We start from the raw sequence: 13,495 nt of genomic DNA, 5'->3' as shown, positions 1-13,495 counted from the left end.
CTTGACAAAAGTCAGCCTTTACTCTATTTTCAACAGTTCATGAATCATCGTAGCAACATACTGGGATAATTGCTGTTGATTATGATTTGTTTTCGCTAATTTTTTAATCGCATCGTATAAATTGGGATGTTTTATTAAAAAGTCAATTACTTCCTCCAAATGTTTTTCTGACCGATACGGTTCAAGCACTTCTGCCAACATGCTCGGGGTACCGCCTTGACCAACTAGATGATCAATGCTGATTTCGAGTGCTTCACTAATCGAAACAAGCTGCTCCAGACTAGGCTGCTGCACTCCAGTTTCCAATTTGCTGATTACTGATCTTGTCATATTCAATTTTTCGGCCAGCTGTTTCTGAGTCCATCCTTTTTCTTTTCGGAAAAATTTCATATTCATTTGAAATTTTTGTTGTGCGTCCACGATTCCACCAACTTTTCCATACCATTAAAAATATGGTAAAGGAAAAAGAAGTCATCGTCAGATCGTAATAAGATCAATAAAATAAACGTTCAGTATTAGAACAAAATTAAAAAATGAAGAAAAAACAAGAGATAAGGAGAATTTTCGACAATTTATAGGAAAAATGAACTAAAATACATATATTACAAATATTTCGTAAATATAGATAATTTTTACATTAACGATTATACTTTTTTAAAAAGGCCTAAGGGGGGATTTGATGACGAAATATAAACTCAAAAAAATTCATATTATCCGCGGTCATGAAAATAGAACTAGAAATAAGGAATTCATGATGTTGAGGATTGGCGATTTTTCCGAAAATGAGCTTAGCTATCATTATTTTCAAATCCCGAGCGATGCGGTAATTGATGTATATTTTCAAATGGAGGATAAATTGTCAATATTGCGGGTAATGTTTGGGATGCAAGAAAAGCAGTTTTATGTTCAATTGTTTACATACGACCACACAACTCTTCGCTATAAAGAAGAAATCATCGATGAGCAAATGAAATCTTCTCCAATCTTCTCAAGGCTCTTGCAGAACATACACATCTATGGGTCGAATCATTTTTCCTTCATTGCGACAAAAAATATGAAAAATCCCGAAAATTAATAAATCGTTGTTTATTTTCGAAAAATAGCTATAGGAAAATGAGAAAATCAACGTCGTTAAAGGCGGAAAAATCTAAAAATAGACATTTTTCTATTTTTTTAACTTCAGCTACAATAAGGGTGCACATTACGAGAAGGGAGGGATGATGTGATCAACCATGTGACGCTCGTCGGTCGATTAACGAAGGATCCTGAAATCCGCTATACAAGTGAAGGGGCTCCTGTTGCCAATATTACGCTGGCTGTGAGCCGCAACTTTCGCAATGCGGCAGGGGAAATCGACACAGATTTTGTTCATTGTACACTTTGGAGACGAACAGCTGAAAATACTGCAAATTACTGCCGGAAAGGATCGATCGTTGGCGTAATCGGAAGAATTCAAACGCGCAACTATGAAAACAGCGAGGGCAAAAAAGTGTACGTAGCAGAAGTTGTTGCGGATTCCGTTCGATTTATGGGCACTCCGCCGCAAAGAATGCGGGCAAGAGAGCTTTTCGATCCGGAATCCGCACCTGAACAGTCTGAGGCATAGTAAGTCTGACTTTAGAGGAAAAACAATCCTTTTCGTCTTCAGCAAAATAAGGCATGTTTGATGTAAAGTAAGTTTGCTTTTGATTCCGCAGAAGAAACGAAAATCAATCTTATGAGAAGAAAAGTCCACCTTTTGACTCAAATCGAAAATGGACTTCCGTTAGCTAAGTCGTCCGCTTTTTTCCTTCCAGTGAAAAGAAAAAATCACAAGGCATCCCCTAAAAGCTCCCTCAACCTTTGGCCAGCCGTTTTTTTGAGGCTGGCTGTTTTGTTGAGAGGAAAGGAATTATCAGCTAATGAAAGGCAACAGCCGTTTTTTAGAAATGACGTTTTGATACATTTTGTTCAAATTTTTTAGAGATGAAAATGATGCTTCATTTTATAAAAGCTTCAACCGCTCCATTCTTGGCTTCCTTTTAATGTATTTATGCTGTTTCGTCGAGACTGCTTCCAGCTTCCGGTCTTTTCCTCAGCTCAGCCTCATTAAAATTGATAAGACTCCAAGATCTTTTTTTGTGGTGTATAGACTCCGCTGCTCACTCCCAAAAAGAGTGGTTAAAAGAGTTCTTATTTATTTGCAGCTTTTATTAATTCTTCATAAAGTTTTTCCCATTCCGCTGCATGTGCTTCCGTTTTAGAATCTTTTTTTGCCAAGAAGATTCCCTCCTTTTTTAACAGCTTAAGAATGGAATAATCCCTTTGCTTTCAAACTTTGATAAAAGAAGTCGCTAAAGTAGACACGGTCACTTTTTAAAAAGCTTTACATTAAAAAAAACCTTAACGCTTTATCTCTTTTTTTATTCCTCAGTCGTTTTCGATCGATGCAGACACGCTTTATCGTCTTTCTTCATTTCTGAGTGCAATTAAGTCCTTCAATTCTTCTGTGGAAAGTTCGGTGATCCAGTTGTCGCTTTGGATCAGCTCTTCGTTTAATGCTTGTTTTTTCTCGATCATGTCGTCGATTTTTTCTTCAATTGTGCCGGTAGTAATCAGTTTATGCACGTGGACAAACCGCTTTTGGCCGATGCGGTAGGCGCGGTCGGTTGCCTGGTTTTCAACGGCCGGGTTCCACCAACGGTCAAAATGGATGACGTGGTTGGCGGCTGTCAAATTTAATCCTGTGCCTCCGGCTTTCAGCGACAAAATAAACAAGCGGCTGCCTCCATTTTGAAACGTCTCGACAAGTTTGTCCCGTTCTGTTTTGGATAAGCCTCCGTGCAAAAATAAAACGTCTATTTTAAATGTTTTTTCAAGCAAGTTTTTCAGCATTTTCCCCATTTGAATGTACTGGGTAAAAATTAAACAGCTTTCGTCTTGATTCAAAATAGCTTCAACTAATTCAAGCAGCTTATCGATTTTATGAGACCGGCCTTGAAGAGTAGAAACAGCCTCTTCCTTCAAATAAAGAGCGGGGTGATTGCAAATTTGTTTCAGCTTGCCCAGCATTTTTAAAATGAGTGCTTTCCGCTCGAAGCCGTCCGCTTTCATTACTTCCTCAAGTGTGTCTTTGACAAGCTGTTCATATAATGATGCCTGCTCGACGGTGAGCGGCACGTACTCCTTCTGTTCTTGTTTTTTCGGTAAATTCAGTGCGACATGCTCATCGCGTTTTGTTCTTCGAAGCAGAAACGGCCTGATCATGCTGCGCAGTTTTTGAATTTTGTCCGGTTTTTCCCCTTTTTCGATCGGAAACACATATTGCTTCTGAAATTGGTGAAGGCTTCCTAAAAGACCTTTATTGATAAAATCAAAAATGGCCCAAAGCTCCGTCAAACGGTTTTCTATCGGCGTTCCTGTCAGCGCAATGCGCTGATGGCTGTTCAATTTCCGGATAGATCGCGATTGTTTCGTATGGGCGTTTTTAATATTTTGCGCTTCATCGATGCAGAGGCTGGACCAATGAACAGAAGAAAGTTCGTCAAAATCAACGTGACTTAAGCCGTAAGATGTCAAAACAATATCGGAGCCCAAAACCTTTTTTTGAAATGCTTCGCCTTTTTTCCGGTTTTGGCCGTAATGTAAATAAACGTTTAATTGAGGAGCGAATTTTTCTATTTCCTTTTGCCAATTGCCGAGCACGGACGTCGGCACGATGATCAGTGCGGGCGTTTCCGGCTTCTCCCGTTCCTTTACATATTGAAAATAAGCAATCATCTGCACTGTTTTCCCGAGCCCCATATCGTCTGCCAAACATGCGCCAAAACCGAAGCGGCGTAAAAATAACAGCCAATCCAAGCCTTGTTTTTGATAAGGTCTGAGGGTGCCGGCGAAATGCTTCGGCATGCTTACGGAAGGGATTTCCGAAAGCTCCCCCAGCTGCTTCACCATTTTTTTTAATGTGCTGTTTAATTTGATTTCGATCCCAGCAAATGGGCGCTCTAGCTCGTCCCCCTCTTCGCGATTTCGCCCAAATTCCTGCTTTAAAATATCAAAAATGTGGAGGCCTTCTTTTTCTGCACGCTTCAGCATTTTTTTCATCTGCTCGATCATTGACGGATCAAGCATGATCCATTTTCCCCGTATGTTGACGAGCCGCCGTTTTTGCTCAACCAGCTGTTCAAATTCTTCTTCGGTCAGCTCCACGCCGTTTGTTGCGATCCGCCAATTAAAGTCGATGAGGGAATTCATCCCGACAAACGATCTTCCTTTCGGGACGGTATTCACATGCGCTTTCAATGCCAGGCTCGATTGCTTCACCGCCTGCCACCAGGATGGCAAAAGAATCTCGATGCCTGATTTGATGAATGTTTCGCTTGCTTCAAATAAAAAACGCCACGCCTCCTGTTCGCTTAATAGAGCTTCTCCATTTTCAAATGCAAGCCATGGGACGATTGCAGTAAGGCGCTGCTGTTCACGCTCAATTGTGTCCGTATATTTCCGCCATTTAGCCGGCAGCGAGCTTTTCCCTTTGTATAGAAGCAAAGAATCTTTCTCTGTTTGATCACGCAAAAACATTTCCAGCTTCCAAATGCCACCATCCTGTTCAGGTTCATTTAAACGGAAGCCGATTTGAAACGGCCGATCGTTTAATCGCCAGCCTATATTCTCAAGCCAGTCCTGTTCGTCAAGAAAATGCCCTTCAAATGATGTGAGCAAAGGATATGTTTCGACAAGCTGATCCCAAGCACGTTTCGCTCCTGCGCTTCTTTCCAAAAGGTCAGAAACGGCAGCGGAAAACCATGGAAGATCAATTTCCTTAACCGTGTTATCCTTCGGCTTCCAGCCCAGCTTTCCTTTTTGCCAAGATGAATAGTCAGGCATGAAGTTACCGGTCTGAACAAGCTGAAAAATCAGTTCAGCTGTTTGCAATGTATAGGCAAGATCGCTGGAAAAGGAAATATTGAGCAAAGAGTTGACAGGTCGTTTGGCAAAAAATTCGACCGCCTGCCACGGCGAAAGCAGAATACAATTGTCTGATACACGCAAATCGGTGCCGTAAAAGGAAGAAGTATGCCAAATAAATGCATATTGCTGCCATTCCTTAAGCGAAAGAAAGGTGCCAACTTCATCTGTACACCAAATGCTGTATTGATGATTTCCGATTTTCTCGGCGCAAATCACAAGACTAGTTGTGGTGAACATGTCCCCACTTCCTTTTCTGTTGAATACTTTTGATATTTAAGCGTGTGTATTACATCAATTTTCCTTTTACGAGCTCTTCTTGAAAAGCGCGAAGGCGTTTATACTCGCTCGTAATATGCTGAAAATAGTGTTCCCAAGTGTCCATATCGCCCGTTTTTTTATAAACGCGTTTCAGCCTTTTTAAATATTTCACAGCGTCTTTGTAGCTTGATCGGTTTTTGGAGGCGATTTTGTCGGCAATTTCTTGATGCAAGAGGGGAAGCAGCACACCGGGCGCTTTTTTTTCAATGATAGTAAGAAGCCGGCTCTCTACATCATCTAGAGAGAAGCCGATTAAAAGCTGGAGCTCCGCCCATGTATGAAACAGGCCTCTTTCAATTAAATATTCATGATAAACTGCATAGCTGTACGGAAGAAGCTTTCGGCAAGCGTGTTCGAACGTCTCGTCATCCCCAGCTTGAGCACGGTAATGTTCAAACTCATTTAATAAATAATATATCGTTTCTTGTCGATCGTAAAAAACTTCCACTTGAATATACAAATTGGCTTGATAAAGAATCACCGGGACCCATTTTCGGAACCGTTTAAATTCTTTTCGTTTGTTCATCGATATAATCCAATCAAACAAAAACGGCAAAAGAGGAAGATCAGTTTCATGCAAGTAATGGATGATATGGTCGTCGTTTTTGTCTAAAAAATCAAAATGGAAAATAGCGAGTTCGCATTCAAGAATGAACAAACCGCCTTTTTTCATTTCATCATCTTTTTGATGTTCAAGAATCGTCCGCTCTTCTTCCATCCACTTTTTTCTGTTCAGTAAATACTCCCAGATGATCCGGTAAATAACGACTCGCTCATAGAGAAAAGCTTTGCCGCAAAACAAAAGCTCGCGGATGTGATCCCTCATGTCATGTAAAATGGGATCAGCGGAAAAAGGTAAAGGCGTTGTTTTTATTTGCTTTACATGTTCAATGATCTCAAGCTGCAATTCTTCTATCACCTGAGCAGCATACTGGAAAAGAGCTGGCGAATTTGTATTTGTTTCGTTTTGATGGCAAAAACGGCAAATTTCAACAAGCAGACTACTTGCCAGCATTACATGATAGAGAGGTTTTAATTCTCGGTTTTCAGGCTCCTTTTTTTTCAGAAGCGGATACACTTTATACCAAATCGCGTAAATTCTTTGTGTACCGAAGAGCGTTTCGACATTGTCCAGTTCGGCTTTAAAAAGCTCCGCCCAATCTTCAGCCGATTGTTCACTCGGCTTCATTCCTTTTTGAATCAAGCCTTCCTCCTTCAACACGGCCAGCTTTTTATTCGGTTTTTCTTTCCACTTGTTAAAAAAGTCACCGAGATCGTCTGTTAATGCATAAATATATAAAAAAACAGCAATGAGATGACGGCATGGAAACTCATTAGTACAGGAGCAGCTTGACAGCTGAAAATATTCCAAATCAAGCTTGACATGAGCGCGCTTTACGTCCTCAACTGCCGCCGTAATAAATATTCCCTCTTGCTTGACATTAAACACGTTTCCTTGTCTATATAAAAGAAACCCTTTTTTTATCCACTCACGGTGTTCCTCTGTTTCAGGGGAAAGCATGTTTATCACTTGTTCTGAACAATGAAGCACTAATTCTTTATCGAATATATGGGAAGGCATGAGAAATCCGCTCCTTTGTCGTTTATAGCAACACGTTCCTTACGATTATAGCGCAAAATGCGAAATCGAACACGATTCTTGTCTAGTAAACTATTGCAACTTTAAATTGATGTTAGTATAATTGTCATATCTTGCTGTTTATTTTTGTAAAAATATGAAGAAAGGAATTTTTCAGAATGAAAGAGACAAAGAAGATCCAGGACGAATTTCTGAAAATTCTCCTTAATGCGTATAAGCAAGGTGAAACAAACGAACATGTCACAACGAAAGAGTTATTAAAACAGCTTGAACACGAGATTAAAAAGGTGTATGTATCATAGCTGTGGGATTGTGGGATTATCCCACATCATACTGAAAGTAGCAGGCATCCGCCAGATACTTTCAAGCAAAAATAGAAAAATACGAAATCAAGTAGAGAAAAACGGTTTGTTTTCTCTACTTGATTTATTTTAAGTGACTTATCTGACATCTCCTTTCATTCTGCATGTTTTAAAAGCTAGGGAACGTTTGATTGTTCTATCTCCCCCGAACTAAAAATAAGCCTTTTTTCCTGTAAACATCATAAGGCGGCTGACCGATATGGGTATTGTAGTTCTTACTTCATATTATTTTTGTAAGGATTTTTGAAGTTTTTAATGACGCTTTCTTGGTATTTGCTAGGAGAAGCGCGTCAGGGGAAGGGGAGGGTGAAGGGTTGAAAGGTCAATGGTTGACACCGGAAGAAATCGAAGCAAGAAGAAAAATCAAAAAAATGTGCCTTTATATCGCTTTTCCGGTTTTTGCTGTTGCCATTGGGGCGGCTGCCGCAATTTTGCTGAATACGATGTAGGAAGAAAGTGTAAGGAGGTGAATTGAAGCGATTCACCTCCTTACGCTTTTTTCTGAAAAAGGACAAAATTCTCTATAAAAAATGTCGAGTCAACTAGATGTTGGAAGAATTTAATATTATAATAAATTGATAGGTAATGACATATTTTGCAACGGAGGTAAACATGGAAGAAACAATTAGTTTAAAAGAGATATTGGATACATTGAAAAAACGGATCAGCTTAATTATTCTCATTACGGCGATTGCAACAGCGTCAAGCGGCATTGTCAGCTATTTTTTTATTACTCCGATTTATCAAGCTTCCACCCAAATTTTAGTCAACCAAACGAAGGATGACCAAGCCGCTTTTCAATACAACGAAATTCAAACGAATTTGCAGCTCATTAATACATACAATGTCATTATTAAAAGCCCAAGAATTTTAGAGCTGGTGATTGAAGAGCTGGGTTTAAACGAGACGGTCGACGAATTGAATGAAAAAATTACGGTCGGAAGCGAAAAGGACTCGCAGGTCGTCAACATTTCCGTTCAAGATCCTGACCCGCAGCACGCAGCAAATATTGCCAACACGGTTGCAGGCGTTTTTCAAAAGGAAATTAAAAACATTATGAACGTTGACAACGTCAACATTTTGTCGAAAGCGGAAGTGAAAGAAAATGCTTCCCCTGTCAAGCCGAAGCCTGTCTTAAATATGGCAATCGCGTTCGTTGTCGGATTGATGGCCGGCGTCGGGCTTGCGTTTTTGCTTGAATATCTTGACAATACAGTGAAGACGGAGCAGGATATTGAGAAGCTTTTGGAGCTTCCAGTGCTTGGGGCAATTTCTGAAATGGACAATGAAATGAACAGCTCGGCTGTGAATCAAGCTGTCAAAAAATCGAGAGTCAGGGGAGAGACGTATGGCGCCTAGAGCGAAAGGAATGAAGCAAAAACAGCGCACATTGATCACAGCGCTAAACCCGAAGTCGCCGATCTCTGAACAGTACCGGACGATTCGGACAAACATTCAATTTTCATCTGTGGACCATGAAATTCGTTCGATCATGATTACATCAACTGGCCCTGGAGAAGGGAAGTCGACAACGGCGGCAAACTTGGCTGTTGTATTTGCCCAGCAAGGGAAGCAGGTGCTGTTAATTGACGCCGATTTGCGCAAACCGACAGTTCATTATACATTCAGGCTGCAAAACATTCACGGATTGACGAGCGTGCTGTTAAGAAATGCGACTTTACAGGAAGCTGTATCGGTAAGTGAAGTTGATCATTTGGACGTTTTAACGAGCGGACCGATTCCTCCGAATCCAGCCGAGCTTTTGTCATCGAGAAGCATGGTGGAGCTGCTCAAAGAAGCTTATGATCAATACGACATTGTAATTATCGACTCTCCGCCTCTTTTAGCGGTAGCGGATGCGCAAATTTTGGCTAATCAAGTCGATGCGTCGATCATGGTGGTGGCAAGCGGAAAAACGGAGAGAGAAGCAGCGTTAAAAGGAAAGGAATCATTGATAGCGGCGCAAAGCAAGCTGCTAGGAGTTGTATTAAACGGCAAGCCGCAGAAAGACAGCCATTATTACTATTATTACGGCGGGAAAAATTAGGTATTTTCTCCTATTTTCCTTTGAAAAAAACAGTCTACTTGTTTAAAATGAGAAATATCTGATTTTTTTCCGTGATTTGAAGGATGGTGTCGTATGATGATTGATCTGCACTGTCATATATTGCCGGAAGTGGACGATGGAGCGAAGCATTTGACTGAAAGTATCGAAATGGCGCGAGCGGCTGTCCGTCAAGGGATTTCGGTCATTACCGCTACACCGCACCATAAAAACGGGAAGTTTGACAATGAATGGAGTTTCGTTATAGAAAAGACAGAAAAATTGAATGAAACATTGAAACAGGAAGGAATTCCGCTTACAGTTGTTCCCGGCCAAGAGATCCGGCTGTACGGGGAACTGCTTGAAGACTTTTCGGCTGGGAACTGCGGCGGTTTAAATCAGTCAAACTATATTTTAATTGAGTTTCCTTCAAACCATGTGCCAAGATATGCGGAACGGTTGATATTTGATATGATGATGGCCGGGCTGAATCCGATCATTGCCCATCCAGAGAGAAACAGCGAAATTGCTCAAAATCCCGACCTTTTGTACAAGCTTGTAAAGCAGGGAGCGGCAGCCCAGCTGACAGCAGCAAGCATTACGGGAACGTTTGGCAGCAAAATTAAAAAATTTTCTTTCGAGTTGCTAAATTCCAATCTTGTTCATTTTATTGCTTCAGATGCGCACGATTTGAAGTATAGGAGCTTTCACATGCAGGAAGCTTTTGCAGAGGTGGAAGAACAATTTGGCATAGATGCGGTCGAATATTTCAAAGAAAACGCCGACTGCGTCATTCGAAACGAAGCGATTTACAAAGAACCGCCCGAGCGCATCAAAAAAAAGAAGTTTTTTGGAATTTTCTAAATTACAATATATGACTGGCTATTTGCCAGATTGTTTTGTGAAATAAAAGATGCCTTAAAAAGGTGATGTCTCTTTACCTTTATCAATAGAGGCACTCGGCCGCGCTGTGGGTGCTTCCAAAAGGACACCTTAGACGCTAGTCGTCGATGGTGCGGTGTGAGGGCGGGTTAGATGCCCGGTTTATTAACACGGTATATTGAAAGATATGCCTATAGACCTGTATCTTTTTCACGTGCTTCACCGATTTATTAACACGATATATTGAAAGAATTCACTGGATAACGCCCAAAATTGTAGGCAGCTGTTAAGCATTCTTTTTTACTCTGAATGGAAAGGAAAATTATACTATTTTATGAATGATTGGATTGAGTAAAAAAGCAATATTGAACAAACACAAGAAAGTATTGATAAAATTAACAGGAAAACATTGACTTATATAAAAAATCTTAATTGAAATTTGCATCAAACATATTAAGCTTTGTTTATTAAACAGTCTGCAAATTGTCAGTAAATAATTTACCTAAAACAGAGAGAACTAAATAAAGAGTATTTAAACAAAAAATGCTAAAACTAAAAAACAAAACTGGAAAACCACTAGAAACAAAAAGTGGTTATTGTTTTCAAAACCGATATGAATCTACGTATGCTCTATTGATGAATAGATTATACGTAGGTCCGTATAAACAAAAAGTACAAAGGGAAGTGAGTGAGTATATTGAAAAAAGTGAGGAAAGCCATCATACCAGCTGCGGGGCTCGGAACAAGATTTTTGCCTGCAACGAAAGCGATGCCGAAAGAAATGCTGCCGATCGTTGATAAACCGACGATTCAATACATAGTAGAGGAAGCGATCGAATCCGGAATTGAGGACATCATCATCGTCACCGGAAAAGGAAAAAGAGCGATCGAAGATCATTTTGACAACAACTTTGAACTCGAACACAATTTAGTGGAAAAAGAAAAATTTGATCTCTTGGAAAAAGTGCGCCAATCTTCCAAAGTAGATATTCATTACATACGGCAAAAAGAACCAAAAGGGCTTGGACATGCTGTCTGGTGCGCCCGAAAATTCATCGGCGATGAACCGTTTGCTGTACTTCTTGGAGATGACATCGTGCAGGCGGACAAGCCTTGCTTAAAACAGCTAATGGACGAATATGGAAAAACGGGAGCATCGATCATCGGCGTACAGCCTGTTCCTGAAGAAGAAACACACCGCTACGGCATCATCGAGCCACTCGAACAAACGGGCCGCCGATACGAAGTCAAAAACTTCGTCGAAAAACCGGCAAAAGGAACCGCGCCATCCAATCTCGCCATCATGGGACGGTACATACTGACACCTGAGATTTTTCAATTTTTAGAAGAACAAAAAATCGGAGCTGGCGGCGAAATCCAGCTAACAGACGCCATCCAAAAACTGAACGAAATTCAGCGCGTCTTCGCCTACAACTTCGAAGGAAAACGGTATGATGTCGGAGAAAAGATCGGATTTATTAAGACGACGATCGAGTTTGCGATGAAAAACGAAGAACTAAAGCAAGAGCTGATTCAGTTTATGGAAGAGTTGATAAAAGAGGAAAGGATAACAAAATAGAGAAAAAGGGTGAGTCGATTTGGCCTTTGTGAAAGCATCTAATCAAGAGGATACAAATCAGCAGCTATTGTTAATTGACAAAACAGCGGTTAATCATAAAAGAGGATATTTGCTTGCGAAACGAATTATGGATTTATTAGGAGCGTTTCTTGGAATTATACTGTTATTACCTGTTTTTATCATTGTAGCTATTTGTATCAAACTTGAAGATCCAAAAGGCCCTGTGTTCTTCAAGCAAATACGCGTCGGCAAAGACGGCAAAAATTTTTATATGTATAAATTCCGATCGATGGTTGTAGATGCGGAAGAACGACTAAATGATTTATTAAAATATAACGAAGTATCCGGTGCGATGTTTAAAATAAAAGAGGATCCAAGAACTACGAAAATAGGGAAATTCATCCGAAAAACAAGTATTGATGAACTTCCGCAGCTTTGGAACGTTATTAAAGGAGATATGAGTTTAGTTGGCCCCCGTCCTCCACTGCCTAGAGAAGTAGAACAATATACAAAGTATGATATGCAAAGACTGCTTGTGACTCCTGGATGCACAGGCCTTTGGCAGGTGAGTGGAAGAAGTAATGTAGGGTTTGAGGAAATGGTGGAGTTGGATATTAAATATATAAATGAGAGATCTATCTTTTTAGATATTAAACTTATATTTAAAACAATAATAGTTATGTTTACTTCAAAAAACGCTTATTAATATGCACAATTAAAATTAATTTAAAAAGAGAGAGGTTTAAGCAATGTATAATTTAAATGGTAAAACTATTCTTGTTACAGGTGGAACAGGATCATTTGGCAAAAAATTTGTTAACAAAATTTTAAAATATGATATAAAAAAAGTGATTGTGTTTAGTAGAGATGAATTAAAACAATATGAAATGGCGCAGGAATATACGGATCCTCGTATTCGCTTTTTTATTGGTGATGTACGGGATAAAGATCGTTTATACCGTGCGTTTGATGGTGTTGATGTTGTTATTCATGCAGCAGCTCTTAAGCACGTTGGTGCATGTGAATACAATCCATTTGAGGCGATCAAAACCAATATACATGGTGCTCAAAACATTGTAGAGGCAGCGATTGACCGAGGGGTTCAAAGAGTTATTGCATTAAGCACAGATAAAGCTTGCAGCCCTGTAAACTTATATGGTGCGACGAAGCTTGCGTCTGACAAACTTTTTGTAGCTGCAAACTCTTACGTAGGTGAAAAAGACACGAGATTTTCAGTGGTTCGTTATGGAAATGTTGTTGGGAGCCGCGGCAGTGTTGTTCCATTCTTTAAGAAAATTCGACATACTGGTAAATTGCCTATTACAGATGAAAGAATGACTCGTTTTTGGATTACACTTGATCAAGGTGTTCAATTTGTCATAGATAATTTACAGCGTATGCGTGGCGGAGAAATTTTTGTACCGAAAATTCCAAGCATGAGAGTAGTAGACTTAGCGGAAGCAATTGCTCCAGAATGTGAAATCGAAATTGTTGGTATTCGCCCAGGTGAAAAACTTCATGAAGCGATGATTTCAGAAGACGATGCCCGCCGCACTTTAGAGTTTGATACATATTATGTGATCCAGCCTGAATTCCCTTGGTGGTCAGAAGAAGCTTTGAAAGGTGGAACTCCTCTTCCAGATGGGTTCAAATATACAAGTGATACAAATTCTGAATGGTTAACTGTGGAAGAGTTGCGAGTATTGGTAGAAGAAATGTAAAACGTTTCTTCTACTTTTTTCTAGTTTAGGAGTGAGATA

13 protein-coding genes are annotated in these 13,495 nt (G+C 40.0%); 10 read left to right on the top strand and 3 right to left on the bottom strand.

The window, feature by feature from the left end:
• Window positions 1-18: 18 nt before the first annotated feature.
• Window positions 19-420, bottom strand: coding sequence for a helix-turn-helix transcriptional regulator (locus NSQ94_RS18045; protein ID WP_063388991.1), 402 nt, complete (start codon window positions 418-420; stop codon window positions 19-21).
• 259 nt (window positions 421-679) lie between these two features.
• Here NSQ94_RS18045 and NSQ94_RS18040 point away from each other — a divergent pair, with 259 nt between their 5' ends.
• A complete protein-coding gene (locus tag NSQ94_RS18040) occupies window positions 680-1,075 on the top strand; it encodes a hypothetical protein (RefSeq protein WP_063388990.1) in 396 nt (131 codons plus the stop codon).
• A 147-nt stretch (window positions 1,076-1,222) separates the two neighbouring features.
• Entirely contained in the window at window positions 1,223-1,606 is a 384-nt protein-coding gene (gene ssb, locus NSQ94_RS18035; protein WP_339193564.1) for a single-stranded DNA-binding protein, read from the top strand.
• Window positions 1,607-2,439: 833 nt separating this feature from the next.
• Here ssb and NSQ94_RS18030 read toward each other — a convergent pair.
• Together NSQ94_RS18030 and NSQ94_RS18025 are read right to left on the bottom strand one after the other, a co-directional pair.
• Entirely contained in the window at window positions 2,440-5,187 is a 2,748-nt protein-coding gene (locus NSQ94_RS18030; protein ID WP_339193563.1) for a DEAD/DEAH box helicase, read from the bottom strand.
• 49 nt (window positions 5,188-5,236) lie between these two features.
• Window positions 5,237-6,850 carry an SWIM zinc finger family protein gene (locus NSQ94_RS18025; protein WP_339193561.1) on the bottom strand — a complete coding sequence of 538 codons (1,614 nt, stop codon included), beginning with the start codon at window positions 6,848-6,850 and terminating at the stop codon, window positions 5,237-5,239.
• 176 nt (window positions 6,851-7,026) lie between these two features.
• Between NSQ94_RS18025 and NSQ94_RS18020 the strand changes: the two genes are divergently transcribed.
• The 8 genes from NSQ94_RS18020 to pseB all read left to right on the top strand — a co-directional run bounded on the left by NSQ94_RS18020 (window position 7,027) and on the right by pseB (window position 13,456).
• The gene (locus NSQ94_RS18020) at window positions 7,027-7,170 is read left to right on the top strand and encodes a hypothetical protein (RefSeq protein WP_186439282.1); all 144 of its coding nucleotides are present in this window, start codon (window positions 7,027-7,029) and stop codon (window positions 7,168-7,170) included.
• A 374-nt stretch (window positions 7,171-7,544) separates the two neighbouring features.
• Window positions 7,545-7,679 carry a hypothetical protein gene (locus tag NSQ94_RS18015; RefSeq protein WP_268753482.1) on the top strand — a complete coding sequence of 45 codons (135 nt, stop codon included), beginning with the start codon at window positions 7,545-7,547 and terminating at the stop codon, window positions 7,677-7,679.
• Between the two features lie 163 nt (window positions 7,680-7,842).
• A complete protein-coding gene (locus NSQ94_RS18010; protein WP_063388985.1) occupies window positions 7,843-8,589 on the top strand; it encodes a YveK family protein in 747 nt (248 codons plus the stop codon).
• Entirely contained in the window at window positions 8,579-9,277 is a 699-nt protein-coding gene (locus NSQ94_RS18005) for a CpsD/CapB family tyrosine-protein kinase (RefSeq protein ID WP_063388984.1), read from the top strand. Before NSQ94_RS18010 ends, NSQ94_RS18005 begins: the two co-directional genes overlap by 11 nt.
• Before the next feature lie 96 nt (window positions 9,278-9,373).
• On the top strand, window positions 9,374-10,138 hold the full coding sequence (locus NSQ94_RS18000; protein ID WP_063389125.1) for a CpsB/CapC family capsule biosynthesis tyrosine phosphatase: 765 nt from the start codon (window positions 9,374-9,376) through the stop codon (window positions 10,136-10,138).
• A 715-nt stretch (window positions 10,139-10,853) separates the two neighbouring features.
• Window positions 10,854-11,735: a UTP--glucose-1-phosphate uridylyltransferase GalU gene (gene galU, locus NSQ94_RS17995; RefSeq protein WP_327856193.1), complete on the top strand. Its 882-nt coding sequence runs from the start codon at window positions 10,854-10,856 to the stop codon at window positions 11,733-11,735.
• A gap of 28 nt (window positions 11,736-11,763) precedes the next feature.
• Window positions 11,764-12,441, top strand: a complete 678-nt coding sequence (locus NSQ94_RS17990; RefSeq protein ID WP_235600488.1) for a sugar transferase — start codon at window positions 11,764-11,766, stop codon at window positions 12,439-12,441.
• Between the two features lie 43 nt (window positions 12,442-12,484).
• Window positions 12,485-13,456, top strand: a complete 972-nt coding sequence (gene pseB, locus NSQ94_RS17985; RefSeq protein WP_063388981.1) for a UDP-N-acetylglucosamine 4,6-dehydratase (inverting) — start codon at window positions 12,485-12,487, stop codon at window positions 13,454-13,456.
• The last annotated feature ends 39 nt before the right edge of the window (window positions 13,457-13,495 follow it).

It is taken from the genome of Aeribacillus sp. FSL K6-2833, from assembly GCF_037965815.1.
Classification (GTDB): Bacteria; Bacillota; Bacilli; order Bacillales; family Aeribacillaceae; genus Aeribacillus; species Aeribacillus composti.
This window is presented reverse-complemented; position numbering and strand designations above follow the sequence as displayed.